The organism is Sulfolobus sp. B1 (assembly GCF_007050195.1).
GTDB lineage: Archaea > Thermoproteota > Thermoprotei_A > Sulfolobales > Sulfolobaceae > Saccharolobus.
Map to the genome: position 1 here is coordinate 18,090 of NZ_QIMI01000002.1, position 20,920 is coordinate 39,009.

Annotated in this window: 18 protein-coding genes; 10 read left to right on the plus strand and 8 right to left on the minus strand. The window is 34.9% G+C overall.

The features are described from left to right. Positions 1–63: 63 nt before the first annotated feature. Together DMP16_RS00375 and DMP16_RS00380 are read right to left on the minus strand one after the other, a co-directional pair. On the minus strand, positions 64–483 hold the full coding sequence (locus tag DMP16_RS00375; protein WP_069284759.1) for a type II toxin-antitoxin system VapC family toxin: 420 nt from the start codon (positions 481–483) through the stop codon (positions 64–66). Then, positions 467–706: a VapB-type antitoxin gene (locus DMP16_RS00380; RefSeq protein WP_069284175.1), complete on the minus strand. Its 240-nt coding sequence runs from the start codon at positions 704–706 to the stop codon at positions 467–469. The genes DMP16_RS00375 and DMP16_RS00380 overlap by 17 nt, the downstream gene beginning before the upstream one ends. Positions 707–791: 85 nt before the next feature. Between DMP16_RS00380 and DMP16_RS00385 the strand changes: the two genes are divergently transcribed. Beyond that, a complete protein-coding gene (locus DMP16_RS00385) occupies positions 792–2,009 on the plus strand; it encodes an MFS transporter (protein WP_069284176.1) in 1,218 nt (405 codons plus the stop codon). Positions 2,010–2,288: 279 nt separating this feature from the next. Here DMP16_RS00385 and treZ read toward each other — a convergent pair whose 3' ends face one another. After that, a complete protein-coding gene (gene treZ, locus DMP16_RS00390) occupies positions 2,289–3,971 on the minus strand; it encodes a malto-oligosyltrehalose trehalohydrolase (RefSeq protein ID WP_069284177.1) in 1,683 nt (560 codons plus the stop codon). 135 nt (positions 3,972–4,106) lie between these two features. After that, positions 4,107–4,592, minus strand: coding sequence for a hypothetical protein (locus DMP16_RS00395; RefSeq protein WP_069284178.1), 486 nt, complete (start codon positions 4,590–4,592; stop codon positions 4,107–4,109). Positions 4,593–4,780: 188 nt separating this feature from the next. Between DMP16_RS00395 and DMP16_RS00400 the strand changes: the two genes are divergently transcribed. The 4 genes from DMP16_RS00400 to DMP16_RS00415 all read left to right on the plus strand — a co-directional run bounded on the left by DMP16_RS00400 (position 4,781) and on the right by DMP16_RS00415 (position 9,816). After that, positions 4,781–5,500 (plus strand): sulfocyanin-like copper-binding protein, encoded by a 720-nt coding sequence (locus DMP16_RS00400; RefSeq protein ID WP_069284179.1) that lies wholly within the window; start codon positions 4,781–4,783, stop codon positions 5,498–5,500. Between the two features lie 5 nt (positions 5,501–5,505). After that, positions 5,506–5,835, plus strand: a complete 330-nt coding sequence (locus tag DMP16_RS00405) for a hypothetical protein (RefSeq protein ID WP_069284760.1) — start codon at positions 5,506–5,508, stop codon at positions 5,833–5,835. Positions 5,836–5,856: 21 nt separating this feature from the next. Further along, complete coding sequence (locus tag DMP16_RS00410; RefSeq protein WP_185957790.1) at positions 5,857–6,498, plus strand: 2,5-diamino-6-(ribosylamino)-4(3H)-pyrimidinone 5'-phosphate reductase; 642 nt, start codon at positions 5,857–5,859, stop codon at positions 6,496–6,498. 282 nt (positions 6,499–6,780) lie between these two features. Beyond that, the gene (locus DMP16_RS00415; RefSeq protein WP_069284761.1) at positions 6,781–9,816 is read left to right on the plus strand and encodes a S41 family peptidase; all 3,036 of its coding nucleotides are present in this window, start codon (positions 6,781–6,783) and stop codon (positions 9,814–9,816) included. A gap of 308 nt (positions 9,817–10,124) precedes the next feature. Here DMP16_RS00415 and DMP16_RS00420 read toward each other — a convergent pair whose 3' ends face one another. Beyond that, complete coding sequence (locus DMP16_RS00420; protein WP_231961308.1) at positions 10,125–11,246, minus strand: MFS transporter; 1,122 nt, start codon at positions 11,244–11,246, stop codon at positions 10,125–10,127. A gap of 524 nt (positions 11,247–11,770) precedes the next feature. Between DMP16_RS00420 and DMP16_RS00425 the strand changes: the two genes are divergently transcribed. Further along, positions 11,771–12,178 (plus strand): rhodanese-like domain-containing protein, encoded by a 408-nt coding sequence (locus DMP16_RS00425; protein ID WP_069284182.1) that lies wholly within the window; start codon positions 11,771–11,773, stop codon positions 12,176–12,178. A gap of 6 nt (positions 12,179–12,184) precedes the next feature. Here DMP16_RS00425 and DMP16_RS00430 read toward each other — a convergent pair whose 3' ends face one another. After that, on the minus strand, positions 12,185–12,784 hold the full coding sequence (locus DMP16_RS00430; RefSeq protein ID WP_069284183.1) for a 2-keto-4-pentenoate hydratase: 600 nt from the start codon (positions 12,782–12,784) through the stop codon (positions 12,185–12,187). Between the two features lie 182 nt (positions 12,785–12,966). On the opposite strand from DMP16_RS00430, the gene DMP16_RS00435 reads away from it, so the two are divergent. The 3 genes from DMP16_RS00435 (at position 12,967) to DMP16_RS00445 (ending at position 18,072) form a co-directional block, all read left to right on the plus strand. Next, entirely contained in the window at positions 12,967–15,000 is a 2,034-nt protein-coding gene (locus tag DMP16_RS00435; RefSeq protein WP_143576808.1) for a hypothetical protein, read from the plus strand. Next, complete coding sequence (locus DMP16_RS00440) at positions 14,997–16,484, plus strand: M61 family metallopeptidase (protein ID WP_069284185.1); 1,488 nt, start codon at positions 14,997–14,999, stop codon at positions 16,482–16,484. The genes DMP16_RS00435 and DMP16_RS00440 overlap by 4 nt, the downstream gene beginning before the upstream one ends. A gap of 574 nt (positions 16,485–17,058) precedes the next feature. Then, on the plus strand, positions 17,059–18,072 hold the full coding sequence (locus DMP16_RS00445) for a MupG family TIM beta-alpha barrel fold protein (RefSeq protein ID WP_069284186.1): 1,014 nt from the start codon (positions 17,059–17,061) through the stop codon (positions 18,070–18,072). 1 nt (position 18,073) lies between these two features. On the opposite strand, the gene DMP16_RS00450 is transcribed toward DMP16_RS00445, so the two are convergent. After that, positions 18,074–18,919: a KaiC domain-containing protein gene (locus DMP16_RS00450; protein ID WP_069284187.1), complete on the minus strand. Its 846-nt coding sequence runs from the start codon at positions 18,917–18,919 to the stop codon at positions 18,074–18,076. Positions 18,920–19,110: 191 nt separating this feature from the next. Continuing rightward, positions 19,111–19,842 carry a CorA family divalent cation transporter gene (locus tag DMP16_RS00455; RefSeq protein ID WP_069284188.1) on the minus strand — a complete coding sequence of 244 codons (732 nt, stop codon included), beginning with the start codon at positions 19,840–19,842 and terminating at the stop codon, positions 19,111–19,113. Between the two features lie 134 nt (positions 19,843–19,976). Here DMP16_RS00455 and DMP16_RS00460 point away from each other — a divergent pair, with 134 nt between their 5' ends. Continuing rightward, positions 19,977–20,855, plus strand: coding sequence for a pirin family protein (locus DMP16_RS00460; RefSeq protein ID WP_069284189.1), 879 nt, complete (start codon positions 19,977–19,979; stop codon positions 20,853–20,855). Positions 20,856–20,920: the final 65 nt, after the last annotated feature.

Sequence of the window (20,920 nt, forward strand, 5' to 3'; positions counted from 1 at the left end):
ACACGGTAATTCAACTGTATAAACAGATAGAAAGAGCGACAAACCTCGCAGGGAGGAGGTCAGTCAAACTAGACTAGTAGGATCTATTCTCTTTATTAGGCTAACTCTATCATAATCGTGGTTTGTAGATATTATAGTCTTATCCTTATCATGTAGTAAGCAGGTCGCGATTTGGTAAGCCTCAAAGGTGTAAGTGATACCATATTGTTGCATTAAGGCTAAGGCTAATAAATCTACGTCAATTGTAGTAGGTACCCAGGTGAGGTTAGGAATGCTTATTAAAGCACCTATTTTACTTAGTATATCTGATATGGGTAACCTCTCCTCATCTCTCAGAATGTAGTAGATCTCATGAAGTGATTCCCTATTCGCTATTACCTCCATTTCTCCCCTTGAGATTTTAGAAAATACTTTATCAGCTACTTCTTTTAGCTCATCCCTCTCCTTTAGATGAGCCAGTATAACATCAGTGTCGATCAGCATTTTCTTCAATTTCCCTCTTCATATTGATCTCTGCATCATTCCTTAATTTAATGGTATCCCTCTCGGATTTTATAACGTTAGACGAAAAGAGTATTGGATCCTTAGGGATTGGTATTCCGATAAAGAAATTTCCCAAATCCAGTATAATGATTGAACTCATTGAGGAATAATTCTTAGGTAATTTTATTCTTCCTCTATCATCAATCTTTACTACATATCCCATACTTAAAATAATATTCCCCGTATTATTAATCTTTTCCCCACATAAAATAGTTAACCTTTTAATTATTCAAAGATCTAATCACTTAATGAAGTTAGAGAAATGGCATATTAAGATGATAATGCTCAACTTTCTGAGCTATACCTTTCTAGTTTACAACTACTCTACTATATTAGTCTTCAATTCACCCTACATTTCCTCTCAAATATTCTCAAAATATTCTGTAATCGGTGCTTACTCGGCAGTACTAATTAGTGTGATCATGAGAATACCGGGGTCATACATATTAGGTCCGTTGAGTGATAAATATGGTAGGAGGCTGATTACGAGAATTAGTGGGATTGGTTCGGTAATACCGTTGGTCATAGTTCCATTTATATCTCATAATCCCATTCTCATAATCTTATTGTATGCTATTCAAGGATTCTTCACTGGAGGATTAACCGCTGGGATAAACGTAATAGGTTTGGAGAATTTACCGGAAGAACATAGGGGTTGGTTCAGTGGTTCAGCCTTTTCAGTAGGTGGTTCAGCATATCTAATAGCATCCTTAGTGTTCTTCACACTATATTCAATTCTAGGTAACAATGGTTATGATAGCATAGGATGGAAAATTATGTTCTTCACTTCCATAGTTATGATACCTCTTTCTTTTTCTCTACCAGAGTCAATAAAGATCATGAAGAGTAAAAGGGTTAAAAACCCCTTAGGTCTATTAATCAAAAATTATAGAAGAGAGTTTATCTTCGCATCTCTAATGACCGGTCTATGGGCTTCCATTAATGCTGTAGTGATATTACTTCTACCTAACTTCCTATATGATAAAGGTTTGACAAAAGTTGAAGTTTCTCAGATAATTACCTTGTCTGGAGTAATTACAATAATTTCACCTTTCTTAGGTGGCTTATTGAGCGAGAGAATAGGTAGGAGAAAGGTGTCAATAATAGGTTCCATTCTTAACCTATTGTCTTCCCCAATATTTCTATTCATTAATTCCTTTAATTCAGCATTATACTTAGTTTCAATTCTGAGCTTCTTAGCCTTATTTGGGTCGGGAGGAATAATGGTCTACGTTAATGAGTTGTTTCCAACTAACATTAGGAGTTCGGGGGTTTCCATAAGTTGGAGTATAGGATTTACAATAGGTACACTGATGTCTGTAATAGTTTTATCAATCGTTGATATCATGACAGGCATAAGCAAGTTCAGTGTGGTCGAAACTTTTGCCTTGGCTATTTTAAGTGTGTTTGCTTTACTCTTAAGCGTTTTATCTAAGGAAACTAAGGGGAACTTAGAGAGATTTTAAACTTAAATAATGAGAAAAACCTCTCTATTCATGTCGAGGAGTAATGTAGGAATATCACTTTATTTAAACGTAAAAATCTGGTAAATTCCTTCTCTGGATAAAAACCCCTAATTTTAACATTAGAAATTTTATTCTATAAAAAAACTTCACGGTGGATTTAGGAAACTGAAGAAGAATATGAGGAGTTTAGTTTTTCTGTCCTCGTCCTTTTCCTTATCTTCTGTGTTTTTACCTTTCATCAAAAGTATAATCTATCTTCCAAATTTTTAAATTCATCTACTAATGCTTATACACAGCGAATCCTTTACTAAGAGTGTATACTCCTTCTTTTATTTCCCTTGGAAATTGATGTGAAGATGATAAGACTAAATTTCCCGTATAATTTACTTTTAGAGTTGATTCTGAAAATACATAAATTATAAATATTCTTTCGTATTTTACTATGATCCAACTATTTCCGTAATCTATGGATAAATTTCTGCTACATGGGGTTAAATACTCTCTTCTCACTTTTATCAAGTTTTTGTACAAGGAGAGAATCTCTTCATTGATATTCCAACTTAGTTTTGAAGCATTAAACGTCTCTTCAGATTGAGGATCAGTCGTTTGTCCATTATCCCTTCTCCTACCCTCCCTCACTCCTTGAATTAGCTTAGGATCAGAGAAGTCTGAGAAATAATAAAAGGGATTTTTCTCTGCATATTCTTCGCCCATGAATATCATGGGAATATATGGGGATAGTAAATATAGGGCAGAAGCTATCTTATAAGACTCTTTATCTATTAGCTCAATTAATCTCTTTCCATCTCCCCTATTTCCTACTTGGTCATGATCTTGGACATAAACTACGAATTTACATCCATCCAAATCCTTTACAGGTTTTCCATGAGTTTTCTTTCTGAACTTAGAGTATTTACCATCATATACGAACACGTCCCTATAAGACTTAACTATATCATCGATGCTCCCGAAGTCTGCATAATACCCACTTCTCTCTCCTGTCAAAAAGGCATGAACTGAGTGATGAAAATCATCAACCCATTGGGCGTCATTATTATAGCCACACTTTTCCTTAGGGTTTATGATCCTTGGATCGTTTAAGTCACTTTCAGCTATTACTATTCTCTCGTATTTATGCACAACATCAGCTATATCCTCTAGGATATGTTTTGGGGAATTATCAATTATAGCATGAACCGCATCCAGCCTAAAACCATCAACATTATAATCTTTAATCCAAAACTCAACATTCTCAAGTACGAATTTCCTAACCTCGTCGCTTCCACTATCATCGAAGTTAAAGGTTAATCCCCAAGGTGTCGAATACTTACTTGAGAAGTAGGGTCCCAATAATGTCATGTAATTTCCCTCAGGTCCAACGTGATTGTAAACCACGTCTAATATTACTGCTAACCCTCTCCTATGAGCCTCGTTAATAAACTTTTTGAAGGATAACGGACCGCCGTAGGAGTTTTGCACTGCATATAAATAAACTCCATCATACCCCCAATCCCTTTTTCCAGGGAACTGAGCCACTGGCATGACTTCAATTGCGGTTACTCCTAATTCTTTCAAATAATCAAGCTTACCTATAGCGCTCTCAAATGTCCCTTCTTTAGTAAACGTACCAACGTGCAATTCGTATATTATGAGGTCATTCATTTTAACCCTTGAAGAGGGTAAAAAATCATAATTGGCTGAAATTATCTCTGAATAGCCGTGAACTCCTTCAGGCTGATACCTTGATGCAGGATCCGGTATTTCCATTTTATTATCTAGAATAAATTTATATCTATCTCCGACACTTACATTGTTAACGTGAACTCTGAAATAACCTAAATCGTCTCTTTCCATTTCATAAACTCCCTTACCTAATACCTTAACTTTTACGTCTTTCTGATATGGAGCCCACAAGGTAAAGGTTACGCCATTATCTTCAACTTTTGGACCAAATGAAGTCATAAATAACAGTTGTAAAGATTAGCTAAAAATATCGTGGTATAAACTGAACTTCCTTCCCACCATATCCCTTTTGCGAGTATTGAAAAATTAACAAATCATGTTGGACATTTTGAAAGAGCGAGAATTTAGTATTTTTCAAATTATAGTTTGAGCTATAGATCCAGCTAATATCATCATTGCGATCGATATTAGCAAAAAGGTTATGTTGAGCTTTGATAGTTTGGCTATTGAACTCCTCAGCTCTAGCCCAGCTATATCACCCTCTTTTACGTTCATGACTAATCTAATCCTATTACTCATCACTATGCCCGAGCCAAAAGCTAGCAATCCGAAAGCCCCTCCTATTAGGTTTAAGAAAGCTCTAATCCTAACACTAAGGTTTTCATGTAATACCGCGTCCACTATAAATAGGTTTCCTTTGTATGGTATTAAATAAATATACGCGAATATAATGATACCCGTTATGATAGTAATTACAGAAGAGATCATGAAGAACTTTCCCATTTTTTCGTACTGCTTCTTATCCTGAGGCTTTACTAAGAAGTTGAGAAATGCTGCTCCAGCCCACAATGCTCCAAAAAATCCGTGAATCTCATTTAGCACGTCAAAGATTACATTCATAAATTTCAACTCCTTTAAGAGGATAAAAACTTTAGCCGGAGTAATAGGTTTATCACATTAAGATAAAAATTATAATAAAGCTTAATATTTCTTTAGGACACATAGTAAAATAATTTAAGATAATGAAAAAGTTACAGAAAATCTACGATAAGGAAAAATTTATTATTCACAATATCTAATAATATTTTATGAATAAGATTCTTCTAATAAGTATAATACTTGGAGCTACAGTAGCGTCGATAGTTGGTTATGCATATTACACGTACTACTATTTGCCTAACTACTATTATCAACAGTCGTTATATTATTATAACCATCAGTTAGGAATGATGGGTTATGGAGGAATGATGATGAGTGGTAGTATGATGGGTGGGTATGCCAATCTCCAACAAATTCCCATAGGTGAAAGTTATACGCATGCTGAAAACTCCTCTTATGTAAAAATATTTCCCTCAAACGATTCCATAATATTTTATACAAAAGATATTAATTTAGTTATATTATCTATGGGTCATACCAGAGCTTACAATCTAACCCATTATATACCTCCTTCCAATATGCACGCAGAAGATAACGTTTTCGTAATTGATGGTCTAATAAATCCAACACTTGTGATCCCACAAGGTGCAACAGTCCATATAACATTAATTAATCTAGATGAAGGTGATTATCACAATATTGCTATAACTACGCTTAGTCCCCCTTATCCTTATTACGTTATGATGTATGTGAGAATGAACATTCTAACCATGACCCCTATGTTACCTCCGGCAAACTATAATTCCGGTTATGCATATTCATTCTCTTCTAACGTCGTATTTTACAACCCTGGAAATTATTACTACATATGTGAGTATCCCGGACATGCAGAAATGGGAATGTATGGTGAGATAATAGTTTACGGGTGAGATTAATGGAAACTTATCAAATATTGGGTATAGTTGCCTCAATATTAATATTGGTATCGTTATTCATCATGATGACTATGTCCTTCCCATATTATGGAATGATGGGAGGTAGATTTGCTATGATGAGAGGTTTCTTCTTCATGCCATTCTTTGTCGCGATACCATCGTTAGTACTAGGTTTAATTGGTTCGCTAATTTCAGATAAGCAGGTTGGGGGGATATTATTAATAATTGCGTCAGTCCTATCGCTACCAGTATTCTTTGGATTCTTTGGTGTTTCCTTCGTTCTTCTTCTGATAGCTGGTATATTAGCGCTTACTACTAAGAAAACATAAATTGTTGTAATGTACAATCTCATCCGTATGAGACCTTACATAATAATATTTTCAACAGTTTCGATTGACGGTAGGCTTGCTACCAAGACCGGTTATAGTGAGTTAAGCTGTCCTTATGATAAGCAAAGACAACATGAATTAAGGACTGAGGTAGACGGCATAATGGTCGGGGCTAATACGGTGAGAGTAGACAACCCATCTTTAACTATAAAATATGCTAAGAGGAAGGATAAAGATCCTCTAAGGGTTATAGTTAGTAAGAGCTTAAACTTAGATCCTTCGTACAAGATTTTTTCAGTCCCACCTCCTACAATAGTATATACCATGAACCTCAATTCCCACATAGGTGAAAATTTGAAGAAAAAAGGGGTTATTATAAGGACGTTTAGCGAGTTTAAGGAGATATTTGAAGATTTATACACCAATTTCAATGTCAAGAAATTAATGGTAGAAGGTGGAGGAAATTTGATTTGGAGCATTATTAAAAATGATTTATATGACGAAATTAGGTTGACAGTATCTCCAAGAATATTTGGAAATGGGGTAAGTTTCGCACAAGGTGAAGGATATATAGGGAATGACTCACCAAAATTACGCTTGGTTGATTTTAAGCTATGTGAGTGTGGTAATGAAGTGCATTTAATATATAAAAAGCAAAGTTGAGACAACTCTAAATAATTCGTGTACTTATACTATTTTCATCTGAAACTTTCTATATCTTTTCCGTTTTAAATTAAGGACTGGAACTTATTATGGTTCTTCATGATCGAAGTCCTCCGTTTCAAAAATTAATAAATTCTCAATTTTCTAATTTATATAAATAAATACTGAATATTTTTAATATTATTAAAAATTCTCTATTACAAAGTTATGGAAAGTCTCGCCATATATGGTGGAGAGGAAGTCGGCGCAATAATTATATTTTTCCATTACTCTATCATATCTATGCTTGGTTACTATATGTTCCCGGATGTCAGAGGTAACTTGTTAGCCTTCACCTCTGACGATGATATCTGGCTGTTAAACCTTGAAAGGAAAGATAACAGACCTATAAGGTTAACTAGCGGGTTAGGAGTGTCAATAAGACCAAAAATTAGCCCTGACGGAAAAAAGATAGCTTTTACTGCGCTTTGGTTAAAGAGTGGCAAGTCAAGTTCAGATGTTTTCGTCTTAGGGGATGGGGAAGCCAAAAGGGTGACCTATTTTGGTAGAAATAGTAGAGTTGCCGGTTGGTTGTCTGAAAACGAGATATTGGTAATAACTGACTTTCACACTCCCTTTACTCAATGGACTGAAGCCTACAAAGTTAACGTAAATGATGGAAGTTTTGAGAAGCTTCCCTATGGTATAGTTTCTAACATCGTTATGAGTAATGATATTATAATCTTAGCCAGAGGGTATCAAGATTTACCTTTCTGGAAGGGTTATAAGGGAGGAACTAAAGGTGAGCTTTGGATATCTTATGATGGAGGTAAGTCCTTCAATAAATTCGTTAGCTTAAATGGAATAGTAAGTTGGCCTATGATCGTGAAGGGTAGAGTGTACTTTTTATCTGATCACGAAGGGGTGGCTAATCTTTATTCCGTAGATCTAGATGGAAAAGACTTAAAGAAACATACAAACTTTACCGAATACTATTGCAGAAATGCTAGTTCTGATGGAGAGAAAATAGTTTTCCAGAACGCTGGAGACATTTATATATATTACCCTGAGAAAGAGAGTCTTGAAAAAGTCGAAATAGATTTACCAACAGATAGGAAGAAGAGACAACCTAAATTCGTAAGCGTAACTGAATACTTAACTGAAGTCTCGACAAATAATAATTACGTAGGTATAATTTCGAGAGGAAAGGTTTTCTTAATGAAACCTTGGGATGGACCATCAGTACAGTTAGGAGAGAAACAAGGTGTCAAATATAGACAAATTCAAATTTTACCCTCTAACGAAGTGTTAGTTGTAAACTCTAATGATGATAAATTAGTAATCCTTGGAAAGGATAGTAAAAAGATAGACATAGATTTCGGAAGGATAGAGAGAATCAATGTTTCTCCAGACGGTAAGAAGGTATTAATATCTAACAATAGGCAGGAATTATGGCTTTATGAGATTGAAAATAATTCAGCCAAGTTAATAGACAAGAGTGAATACAACATTATTTTTGAGATGGACTGGCATCCAGATAGTGAGTGGTTCGCTTACTCCTTCCCAGAGGGTCATCAGGTACGTTCTATAAAGTTAGGTCATATTTCTGGTAAGACGATAAGAATCACTACTCCATATGGTTATGATTTCTCGCCTTCTTTCGATCCAGATGGTAGATACTTATATTTCCTTTCAGCCAGACATCTAGAAGCAACAGATGATAAGGCTATTTTTAACCTATCCTTCCAAAAAGTCGTTAAACCATATCTCGTAGTGTTAAGCAATTCTTATTCTCCTTTTAATCAACCATTAGAACAAGTAAGTGATAAGAAGGGTATAGAAGTTGAAGGAATTCAAGATAGGGTATTACCATTCCCAGTGAATGAGGATAATTACGTTAAGATAGCGGGAGCTAAAAACAATAAAGTCTTCTTACTATCTTACCCTATAAGGAATGTCAGATCGTTTAGTGATGAGGGAAACGGAAAACTAGAGGTTTATGATTTAGATTCGAAGAGTAAAGAAACCTACGCGGATAACTTAAATGATTTCGTACTATCAAATGATAAGTCAAAGATCATACTAATGTTTAAGGACACGTTAAGAATGTTTGACGTTAATTCTAAACCAGATTTGAACTCTCAAGGGAGGAAAGGAGGGGTAATTGATTTAACGAGGGTTAAGGTGTTAGTAGAATTCGATAAGGAATGGAGACAAATGTTAAGAGAGACATGGAAGCTAATGAAACAGAACTATTGGAATGAGAATAAACTAGAAGGATGGAACAGTGTATTGCCTAAATACGAGAGATTATTAGATAGGATAAGTACGAGGTATGAATTGTCAGATTTAATACAAGAGATGCAGGGAGAGACTAAAACGTCTCATTCCTACGAATTTCCTTATGACTATGATACTCAAGAGCCATTACAAGTAGGAGGATTAGGAGCTGAATTTGAGTATGATAACGGTTGTTTTAGGATTACCAAAATATATGTCGGAGATCCTACAAATGAAAATGAGAGAAGCCCACTTAGGGATCCTGGAGTGCAACTGAATGTAGGGGATTGCATAAAGGCAATAGATGGAGAAGACGTGGGAAATAATGCTATAAAAAATATTTATTATTATTTGTTCAATAAAGATCAAATAATTTTGGATGTAATTACTAAGGATGGAGCGAGCAGGAGAGTTAGTGTTAAGGTTCTTCATGATGAGAAGTTCTTATTATATAGATACTGGGTGGAGAAAAATAGGGAGTATGTGCACGAGAAGAGTAAAGGTCTCTTAGGATACGTCCACATTCCAGACATGGGTTTTCAAGGTTTTGCTGAATTTTATAGATTATTTAGGTCAGAGTTTGACAGGGACGGATTGATAGTTGACGTGAGATTTAACAGAGGAGGATTTATCTCTGGGTTAATCCTACAGAAATTATTGCTTAAAAGGGAAGGATACGACGTTCCTAGACATGGGAAGAAAAATCCCATTCCCTTCTTCTCCTCACCTAAGGTCTTAGTAGCCATTACCAATGAGAATGCCGGCTCAGATGGTGATGTATTTTCATACTTGTTCAAAAAGTACAAGTTAGGAGTGCTGATAGGTAAGAGGACTTGGGGTGGTGTTATCGGAATAAGTCCAAGGCATAGATTAGCAGACAAGTCCACTGTTACTCAACCTGAATTTGCATTACACTTTGACGATATCGGTTTGGGGATAGAAAATTACGGTGTTGATCCAGATATTGAAGTAGAAATAAAGCCAGAAGACTATGCAAATGAGAAAGACACTCAGTTAGATAAGGCTATAGAGTTAGCACTGAAGCAATTAAATAAATGAGGAAAGGCTCTCTGGGGAAGTGGAAATCAATGCCCTATCTTCGTCAGTCCCCTTCAAGATCCTCTCACCTCGCTGTAAGGTATCCTATAAATTCCTCCTTAAATCTCGACTGCCTTTATGTTACCTTTTCAGTTCACCTCAACAAATAGCTTATTCCTAGGATTTGACAAACTTTTTTGGTCTCATTAACCTTCCCACAGTCGATTTTCAATAAATGATTTTGTCAATAAAGAGGATTCAGTCAGCACACTAGATAAAAAATCGCAAAATTTTCTACGCAATCCAAATGTTACGATGAATATTAGCTCTCATTTTACTTTATTTTCATATTGAATAAGGTAATAAAATATTCCAACTAGTAAGGGAATAAGGGATAAATAGAGAAGAGATTGCTTATATCCCAAAGTCTTTATCATAACTCCCATGTATAGGGGTGTAATAATACCGGATAATGGATATAGAGAATTAAAGATTCCAAATCCTAAACCTCTAAACTTCTGACTTAAGTTTGCCACAATTATACTACTTGATACGATGAAACTTCCCCAAACTAGACAATAAAATGACATAGCTATAAATGCTGAAATAGTATTAAATGCAATGTAATTTAGTAAGAGGTAAAGAGAGGCAAGCATAAAACTTAATGAGAATACCTTTGAATTCTTTACTTTCTTTGAAATCAAATAGGTAAAGAAAAGGATCGATGGTATTTCTAGTATAGCCTCAACACTTAATGTAAGTGTAGATAGGGGTAAACTAACTCCTAAGTCAAAGGTATAGTAGGTAGGCAAATAGAGGTTTTTAATAGTATCTATTGAGAAGAGGACAAATATTCCTAAAAACGAGATTATCGTAATCATTTGACTAATGGGTACGGGCGTGTTTCCACTTACTACTTTGGTTTTACTACTATACTGAGATAAGCTAAGATATACCATAATTGCATAAAAGATGGCTGATATGCCAAAAATATAGTTAATACCTAAGGTCTTAAAAACAATTCCCGTTATTCCAGTACCTATAGACCATCCTATTGATCCGCCTAACCAAAAGAAACCAAACCTCTTCTCAGCCTCAGTTCCTTCAGAAGCTGAGACCATGATCATAGGATACATAGCTGATATAGTGAAACCTAATAATGGAAAAGCAAGTATTAAACGATAAAATAACGATAAAAATATTAATATTAGTTCACCCATTATACCCATTATCATACCATTTCTCTTTCCCTTTATTCTATCGTAAAAATAACCGATAATTATTGATGAGGCAAAGGATATAATCGATATTCCAGAAATAACAATACTAATCACAATAATACTTATTCCAATCGATTTCATAAAAAGAGGTAATAAGGGATATATCATTCCAATAACTAGCTGATAAAAAACGTTTATTAGCATGTACGCTACTTTACTATCATAGTCCACTTCCAAAAATACACTAGAGTAGTATAAAAGTAATTAGCCTAACATTTTATCTGCTCGTTTCCTACATGTATAGAAAGATATTGGTTATGTATTGTAAAAGAATTTGTAGATGATACTGAACTTCTATCAATATTGTCAGAGTTGGACTTCTGAGGAGGAAAAATAGATGTAGGTATTCAAAGAGAGGGATATATTAATAATATTTTTAGGTTATTAAAATCTACAAACATTATAGCGTTGTCTGGAATAAGAAGGAGAGGAAAATCGACGATACAATTTTCAAAGAAGCTTATCGATAATGGAATTGATAGCAACGATACACGCTCATAATTAGACTTGATGATGAAATCTCGCCTTTTAGTGCTGAGAGGAAGTCAGAGTAGTAGACGTGAGGATATAATCAATTATTTTTACCAGCTCGTATTTATCTATTGATTAAATTTCCTTTAATTACTTTTTATAAAACAAAATTTATTTAGTATATTCTAGACAAACTTATAAACACTGTTAAAGTATATTAGCATATGCAAGTGGTAGAGCAATACGCCTCACCATTTTATAAAAACATAATTGATTTACCTCCATCGATGGTAAGAAAGTTGTGGAAGAAAAATCAAGTAATAATATTAGATGTTAGAACACCAGAAGAATATGAAGATCATCACATACCCGGGGCATTATTAGTACCGTTAGACTACTTGGAAATATTGGCAAAGTATATTCCCCAACATAAGGACGTAGCAGTGTTCTGTGAGCATGGGAATAGGGCAAGATATGCGACTTATGGAATGCCACATATTTATAAGAGAAGGGCTTATTACGTGATAGGAGGAATGGCTCTATGGATGGCTATGGGGTATGAGGTTGAAAGAGGAATGGATGAGAACGGAATAAAATGGCAGGAGTGGTTAGAAAAAGAATTTAATCAGTAAAAATTTTTATGAAAACTTCACTGTTATCGTCTTCTTTCCTTCAACCCTTACTTTATCTCCCTTACTTATCTTATAAGGTCCTATGAACACTCCTAAGGAGACGTAACCCTCCATGTTAGGTTTAACTACATCAGAAGGATTATAAGTAGGACCTCCTTCAGCTACGAACTCATCGTTGATTATTAACTTAAACGTTCCAAAAGGTGGCTCTATCTGCTTACCTACATACAATCTTCCTGCAAATGCGTCATCTGCTATGATATAATGTTCCCCTAAATCCCATGTATTAAACCTAGTAGCAGGTATCTCAAGACCTAGAAACGTCTTCTCTACTTTACCATTCTTTACTAGAGCTATTATCTCAACCTCCAATTTATGAGTCTTAAACCATAAGTCAATCTCGTTGTTAAACGTGATCATGGGTTTTGTTAATACACCAATTGCCTTACCTTGTAGAGCGATTTTATATCCACCTAAACCTTCATTCTCTACTAACATTCTAGAGAATTCATTATATACTTGCAATGCCTCATCTTTCTCAAGAGGAAAAGGCTCAATTTCTCTTCTATTCTTATACGCTTCAAAGAGCATCTCAGCTTTATTCATAGATATACGAATAGTAAATGAAAATAAAAAGCTTAAGATCGTTTTCTGCAATATAAGAATATTATAATACAGCAATAGATGAATTAATGAGTATTTTTAATTTCAATATTCACAATAAAATCGCTCAACCATTTTGAATATCGAGAAAAGTAATATATTCTCCTATTTCACTAACTAGATGAATGCAATCTCAAAGAGTTAGACAAGACTACATGGTCATATTAGCTTACGTCATCCTTCAAATAGTAATATGGCTGAAGGGAGGATTATGGTACGGAGGTGATCAAGGTACACTATCATTTCCCTATGTCCCGGAGTCAAATTTCATTAATAACTTATTTTACGCCACATCCAATTTCCCTTTTCTATCTGGTCCTACAATCTCTGCCCCTAGCATATGGTTTAGTGGGGCTTTCGCTTTATTTAATGCACTTCGATTCTATTATAGTGAATACCTTTTATTGATTTTACTCTTCTTCCTCGGAGCATCTTACATGTATAAAATAGTAACCCCTTACCTTAGATATAGGGATAATGTGATAACCCCTTTAATAGTAAGCATAGTGTACATGACTAACTGGGCGTTTTACTTCTCTGATTATAATGGACTAGCCGGGATAGTAATACTCACCAACGTGTTTCTTTACTCTCTGTTTCCACCACTGATTTATTACTTGAAGAAAGCCTTCGAGGAGACTAAAATGTTGAGTAAATTGAGATATTACGGCATATTGATTATCCTCTTCTGTATAATAGGGGGAATATCTAATTTTGCGAACTTCGGGGAAATAGTAGGTTTTCTAGGAATATTGATAGTAGGTCTCTTTATATTTAATAGATCAAAAATAAACTTAATAAACCTATTTCTAATTCCCATATTCTTCATCTTAGCTAATGCCTATTGGCTTTTCATAACTGTGCCTACGGTAAACTCTTTCTTGAATGATTCGAGTTTTCTTCAATTATCCTATCAATTCTTTGTGAGCAATTCAAGACCCTTTGCTTACGTTTTCTTAGGAATATTTCAAGTAAGTAAAACTTTAATCCCTTTTCTGATTCTCACCGTACCCTTAATACTTATTCCATTCATCTTAGCTTACAAGGATAAAAATCTGTTATTTTGGGTAATATTGTATTTAATATCTGCAACCTTCGCCTCAAACTTAGACTCACCTTTCGGTGAAGTATATAATTACTTATTTTTACACTTTAAGTACTTTGTAGATTTTAGAACACCTACAGTAGCTCTTTTTTGGATTCAAGGACTAATACTATCCATTATAATTCCAGTTGGCTTATCCTACGTTATTAACGAGTTTAATAGAAAAAAGCTTACTTCTCTACTTTTTCTCCTCTTAGCCATTTTAGCTTTCTTCCCATCTGTCTACGGTCAAGGGTTAGCTATAATTCATGTCCCAAATTATTTCATAAAAACTGTGAGTTATATAAATGATGAGCAAGGAAATTTTAACGTCTATGCAATTCCCCAATCCTATCTCTGGACACAAACGGATTGGTATTATGGAGTTAACCTTCTTCCATTATTTTTAAATAAACCAGTCTTCATAGGTGGAGGATACGATTACGCTAATCCTGCCTTAGGTTATATTTATCATTTAATAAATGATAACTTGTTTACATACAATGCATCTAACATAACTTTTCTTAGGAATCTCCTCTTCATTATTAACGTAAAATACTTAGTGATTCAGGGTGATGTAGAGGGTTTTGTTTTCGAATCTCGTTACATTTCTAATCTAGAGAATTACACTCAACTGTTCTCATTAGCAAGTAATTTTACCCCTTATTATGTTTATAAAGTCAAAGTTAATTCCTCTCTCATCTTGGGTACTAACTATAATATCTCTAACCTTACATTAAAAGATTTAAGATATATTAACTTATCTCAAATATTACATCCGATTAGGTACTATGAAGTAAATCCTTCTCTTTACATTATCGTTAATAATACTTATAAGTACGTAGTATTTCTTTATGCCTATAATCCTCAATTCGTAGTTACCAATTCTACCTCTCACTTTCAATTCATTTATGCTAACGCTTATGCTGTGAACTCCAGCTATGTGGAAATTGTGAATAAAGATTATTATGTAAATTATAAGATATATTTTGAAATTATTCTGACATTAATAGTGGGAGTTATCTTCATTTTCGTTGAAAAGCTTATTAGACGATTATCCTTTTCATTATTATGATCTTCACAGTAAAGCCTAGAAATAGGTATTTAGAAATTTTAGCAGAAGGTAAAGAAGGAGTAATAACTTTTCCCACGTATGTTCCAGGTTCATACGTGATAAGGGATTTAGAGAGAAACGTTGTGGAAATAGAAGGATTTAGAATTTCTAAGAACAAGTTCTACGTTAAAGACAAATTTAAATACTTATATTACGCCTCAAGTAAGGATCAGAGAGAAGCCATTTCCACCAACGACTACTTATTTATTAATCCCCCCGCAGTATTTCCTTTTCAAGACTTGCATGAAAAGTATTGTGTAAAGGTTCTAGTTCATTGGAATGTGGTCACTACATTAAAGAAAGAAGGAGATTATTATTGTGCTGAAAACTACCATGAGTTCGCTGATTCACCAATTGAAGCTTCTCCCTATTTGAGGGAATTGATAATAGATGATTATCACTCCGTTTCAACAATTGATGAGATAGATGAGGAAATGATAAGAAAAATAGTAATGGAAGCTGATAAAGTGATCAAGCCTAGTAATAAATATGTTTTTCACTTCAGAAGATCGGATAAAAACTACGGCGGTATTGAGCACAAGAACTCATCAGCCATAGTCGTATCGTGGGATAGGAAGGAGTTAGCTGTACTCTTCGCTCATGAATACTTTCATAGACTTAACGTTAAGGTTCTAATACCTAAGGACTTAGAGCACAACTACGAGAGGGAAGTATATACTGATCTCCTTTGGTTCGCTGAAGGCTTCACTGATTACATGGCTTTGTTAATCACGTTGAGAAGTAATCTGATCAAGCCTAACGAGGGGTTGAAGAAAATACTTAATTCTCTTCATAACTTAACCTTCCCAGGGAGTAAGAGAGTGAGTCTCTCTGAAGCATCTAAAACGGCATGGATAAAGTATTATAAGCAAGACGAAAACTTCCTAAACTCATCAGTATCATATTACGATGGTGGCTTAGCCTTAGGATTTTACACTGACCTAAAGCTGATTGAGAGGGGTAAAAGAATAGATGAAGTTTTCATTTCATTACGAGATAAGGGTAAATACACTTTTGAAGACTTAGACAGAATCTTAACCAATTTGGGATTTGATGAACTCTACCTAGCATATAGACCGGCTTATGAGATATTTAAAGCTTTAAGGGACTATATACACTTAGAGGTTTTTGATAAGGACAAACCATATTATGGAATTATCCTAGATGGAAACAAAGTGAGGTTTGTGGAGGATGATTCCCCAGCAGACTTTGCTGGTTTAATGCCAGATGACCAAATCATTAGTATAGATAATACCGCAAAACCCTTAGAAGTAAGGGAAAGTGTTATCCTACACGTGTTAAGGGAAGGTAGGCTAAAAGAGATCACGTTAAGAGCTGGTAAAAGTCCAGGGCATTCGTTAAGGGCTAAACTTGATGGGAAAATAGCTAAAGCTATATTTAATTCGGATATAATTGAAGCTGAATACGTGACTAACGTTATATAACTTTTTTGTAGAATATCTTATTAAAAAGACCGTAAATGAACTGACTTCCTCCAAGCCGTAAATGGCAAAACTTTCCTCAACTTTATACTTATCTCCTCCCATCTTGAAAGGCTATAGTTCCCATAGACCTATTCGAAGGTTTATCTCCTTCATAGCCGTTTTTAATACACGCTTCATTCGTCCAGTGATGGTTAGGTCCTCAGCTACATTACCCCTTTCTCTGGACTTATATTTACATGTACTGAGGAGCATTCTCATCTACCCTCTATGGCTTCCCTCCAAGTTCATCAAATACCTTGAAAGTTGCCCATCTTTTTTATCAACCTCTTTAGCACAATATCCATGAGCTTAAAGTGTTTACTAACAACTAAGGCACAAGAATAACCTTTAAGATTGTTTATTCAAACTTTATCCCCTGCCTTAAAAGGCTAGTTATTTTTTATTAGTATCTAAAATATTTACAAAGTTATGAAAACCTCGCCCTTTAGGGCAAGGAGGAAGTTGTTTCGATAAAGGGTGTTTCCGTTGAACATGAAAAGAAAAAGTAATATACTAATCACACATTTCTCCAATTATGAAGAAGATTGGGTTTTCGATATTTCCGGGATGGAAGGAGATTAAGGAGGAACAGATTAAGTTAATGAAAATAGCTAGAGATTATGGCTTTTCTGAGATCTTCATGGGTATAGGTCCCGGAACACATTGGAAAACACCAGTTAGAGAAGCTTTTGAAATAGCGAAAGAATTATTAAGGGGCGCTGATGACTATTACGCTTTTCTAGATATTAATCCAGAAATTTTGAAGGAACTCAACTCCTCTCCGAGAGATCTGTCTAAGTTTAAAGAGGCTGGCTTTAAGGGAGTTAGGGCTGATTATGGGTTCAAGAAGGAAGAGATAGTTGAAATGAGTAGGCAATTAATCGTCGAGCTGAATCCAATGTTAGTAACTAGAGAAGAATTAGAGTATATTACAAGGAATGCCGATCCAGAAAGAGTAAAGGCCATACATAATTACTACCCTGTTATATACTCTGGGATTTCTAGAGAGATTTTTCATGAAAAGAATAGATTGCTTAAGGAGAAAGGTATTGAAATAGGTGCTTTCATATCCACGCCTATGTTTAACTTGAGAACTACATTAGAAATATTGCGATTTATAGAACCATTTGATTCCGCAAACTACCTTTTTAAATACGTTGATAGGGTGTTAATAGGGGACCCAATTCCTAAAGAGGAATGGCTAATCCAAGTTCAAGAAGTAGCTAGATTAGAAGGGAACGTTGTGAGGATAAAGGTTTACAGAGAAGATGTGATTGAATATTTGACTAAAAACAAGTTTAGGGTGGAAGATGAGGATAGAGAATACGCTATTGTAGCAATAACTGATCAGCAATTTCCCCTTAACTGTAAGTGTTATACTAAAATATTTAGGAACTCCGTAGCTTTGAGGGGAAGAGATATATGGATATTTACAAGGGACTTAGACGTAGCACCTTTTAACTTAATTGGAGAAATAGACGATATTAACTTAGAAATTATGAAACTTCTAAGGGGAAAGTTAATTAACTTTAGGCTAAAAGAAAAGTGAATCACTCCTCTTCTTCCTCTATTACTCTTCTCTCTTTACCTTTAAGTTCAACCTGTTCTACAGATTTCTTCATCTCCTCAATTTCCTCTTTGCTTAACGGCAAAATCGATGCAGAATTTGGAGCTATCCTAAGATATTTATCCCACTCAACTACTATTCCGTTGTCAGCTATCTCCATAGGGTGTCTAACCATAGATATTTTAGTATCCCTCATCTTCCACACAATTATTGACCTATATAACTTACCATCTATTTCATCTAAGTCTAGCCTTATTATTCCATCAACAGCGTGTTCAACACCTGGTCCTCCAAAACCTCTTTCACCTACAGATACTTGGCTAACGAAGAAAGCTGTACAACCTAAGCCTGATATGACTCTCTTCAACTTCATTACAACACTTCTAGCCATGGCTGGTTTAGTTAAATAAAGCGTACTGACTGAGTCAATAGCTAATCTAGTTGCCTTAATATCCTTTATTGCTTGTCTTAATACTTCAGAAAGTTCATCTACACTGTCAACTTGTTTGACAACGTATTTTTCTCTTTGAGCAATACTTCCAACTCCTCCAGTAAATGCATCAACTATTGCAAACTTTCCATCCTTTTCATATTTCATCACGTCCCAATTGAAGTGCTTAAAACTCCTTAAGACGGATACTGGATGCTCCTCTAAGGTGACATAGATTCCAGCCTCATCTCTAACCAATCCATTATATATAAACTGTTTAGCTGCTATTGACTTCCCGGTTCCAGGGCCACCGGAAAGTAATACAATGCTCCTTTCCGGAATACCACCATACAATATCTCGTCTAGTCCGGGAATGTAAGTCCTTACCCTATCTACCATGTTATAATTATCATGAGAGTTAACTTAAAATTTTACTCAAGTTAGATCGTATAGTATTCTATAAAGAGGATTCAAATTAGAGTAATCCTGTTCAAAATTAAAAAACGCCTAAAACGTTCAATCTGAACTGTTTATTCTCTTTAACAATAAATTTGACCTCACACTGAAGGGTAAGGTTTGCCGTTCTTTTATCATAGCCATCCAATTTTTCTCAAATAAATCGTTAACAATATTCCAATTAATACTAAAGGAATGGTAAAATATACAAAATTTAAAGTCATGAAATTAGAGGGTAAGTTCACGAAGCTTACAGCGTATATACTCGCTATTGCCGTAATGGGTAGAAAGATAAAGGATATGGAAGTTAATTTCTTTATAATTATATTTAAATTATTCTGTATTTCAGTTAAGTATATGTTGTATAGATCAGATTCCCTTGTGACCAATATTTCAGCCCTATCATAGGCGAATAAGCAATCCTCTTCGACTTCCTTATCTAAGAATTTAGACAACTTCTTCACCACATAATATAGGGATGAAGAATCGGAATAGAGCGTAATTATTGAGGAATGTATTGATATTATATTTGAGGTATCAGTTATTTTGCCCTCAGCAATCCTTTGGAATAAATCTTCAATTCTTTTGTGAAGTTCAATTCTCTTAGAACCAAACTCGTAAAGAATACCGTATATAACCTCTTTCATTATTTCTGTTACGCTACATTCCTCTGCATTCTTCGCTAGGCTAGCCAGAAACTCAGAATGAAAGACTATCTTCTGATTATCTATTGTAATATAATTAGGCGAATTATTAAAATCTATCCTTATAAAATACTTGTCATCGTTGTGGATAACCCTATGAACGTCTACTTCGTCCTTGGGAAAGTCGTTAGGTAACGGGTACACTTCTAGATTACATTTCATATACCTTATAATTGAAAGAGGGGAATTTAATTTTGAGCATAAAACTTGTTTATCCTCTCCCTTAAACTCATAAGCTTAGATAATCATGACTAAGTTGGATCAAACTTAAATGCAACGAAAAATATTCTTATATTATGAAAAGAGGCATAAGTACATTAATAAAAGGAAAATATACAATGGACGGTGCCGGTGTAAAGCTGTACAGAGTCTTCGGAGGACCTAGAACTGTTAATTTAACTGATCCTTTCCTATTACTAGACTTCTTTGGCTCATCAGATCCATCTGACTATATTGCCGGCTTTCCGTGGCATCCTCACAGAGGCATTGAGACAGTAACGCTGTTATATAAGGGGAAAGTAGAGCATCAAGACAGTGAAGGAAATAGGGGTGTAATTTATCCGGGACAGTCACAGTGGATGACTGCAGGGAGTGGTATCTTTCATGAAGAGATGCCCATGCCATTAGAAGGTTGGGAAATTGTGAAATACAATCAGAAGCCAGAGGAGATGAATGGGCTACAATTATGGATAAACTTACCATCCTACATGAAGATGACTGACCCAGTTTATAGAGATGTAAAACAAATTCCTAAGGAAACTTATGATTTCGGAACTATTCAAATACTTGCTGGAGAATACAAAGGTTTTGAAGGTCCAGTAAGGGTAAAAAGTCCAGTTGATCCCACGTATTTTGACATAGTTCTAGATGGGCAGGTAAAAATACCGGTAAAGAACGGCTACACTGTTCTAGTATACGTGGTTAGCGGGGATATTAATACAGCTAACACTTCCGTAGGGGAAGGGACTTTAATCGTATTTGATAGAGAGGGAGACGAAGTGGATATAAGTGGTAAAGGTAGATTCATCTTACTTTCTGGCAAACCTATTAACGAGCCTGTAGCCTGGTATGGTCCAATAGTTATGAACACTGAAGATCAGATAATGGAAGCTTTAAGAGATTTGAGAGTAGGAACTTTCGTAAAGAAGAAAAGACCTACATTTGAAGAATTCTAATTTTTTCTAGAATATTCTCATCAAGGCTAAATATTGAAAGCTCTAAACCTAATCGGAGAAGATAT

Coding starts and splice junctions, on each gene's coding strand:
- treZ (WP_069284177.1), bottom strand. CDS start 3,971: ATGACTTCATTTGGTCCAAAAGTTGAAGATAATGGCGTAACCTTTACC.
- DMP16_RS00385 (WP_069284176.1), top strand. CDS start 792: ATGAAGTTAGAGAAATGGCATATTAAGATGATAATGCTCAACTTTCTG.
- DMP16_RS00375 (WP_069284759.1), bottom strand. CDS start 483: ATGCTGATCGACACTGATGTTATACTGGCTCATCTAAAGGAGAGGGAT.
- DMP16_RS00455 (WP_069284188.1), bottom strand. CDS start 19,842: ATGAAATGTAATCTAGAAGTGTACCCGTTACCTAACGACTTTCCCAAG.
- DMP16_RS00380 (WP_069284175.1), bottom strand. CDS start 706: ATGGGATATGTAGTAAAGATTGATGATAGAGGAAGAATAAAATTACCT.
- DMP16_RS00425 (WP_069284182.1), top strand. CDS start 11,771: ATGCAAGTGGTAGAGCAATACGCCTCACCATTTTATAAAAACATAATT.
- DMP16_RS00405 (WP_069284760.1), top strand. CDS start 5,506: ATGGAAACTTATCAAATATTGGGTATAGTTGCCTCAATATTAATATTG.
- DMP16_RS00445 (WP_069284186.1), top strand. CDS start 17,059: ATGAAGAAGATTGGGTTTTCGATATTTCCGGGATGGAAGGAGATTAAG.
- DMP16_RS00435 (WP_143576808.1), top strand. CDS start 12,967: ATGCAATCTCAAAGAGTTAGACAAGACTACATGGTCATATTAGCTTAC.
- DMP16_RS00415 (WP_069284761.1), top strand. CDS start 6,781: ATGCTTGGTTACTATATGTTCCCGGATGTCAGAGGTAACTTGTTAGCC.
- DMP16_RS00440 (WP_069284185.1), top strand. CDS start 14,997: ATGATCTTCACAGTAAAGCCTAGAAATAGGTATTTAGAAATTTTAGCA.
- DMP16_RS00400 (WP_069284179.1), top strand. CDS start 4,781: ATGAATAAGATTCTTCTAATAAGTATAATACTTGGAGCTACAGTAGCG.
- DMP16_RS00450 (WP_069284187.1), bottom strand. CDS start 18,919: ATGGTAGATAGGGTAAGGACTTACATTCCCGGACTAGACGAGATATTG.
- DMP16_RS00460 (WP_069284189.1), top strand. CDS start 19,977: ATGAAAAGAGGCATAAGTACATTAATAAAAGGAAAATATACAATGGAC.
- DMP16_RS00395 (WP_069284178.1), bottom strand. CDS start 4,592: ATGAATGTAATCTTTGACGTGCTAAATGAGATTCACGGATTTTTTGGA.
- DMP16_RS00430 (WP_069284183.1), bottom strand. CDS start 12,784: ATGAATAAAGCTGAGATGCTCTTTGAAGCGTATAAGAATAGAAGAGAA.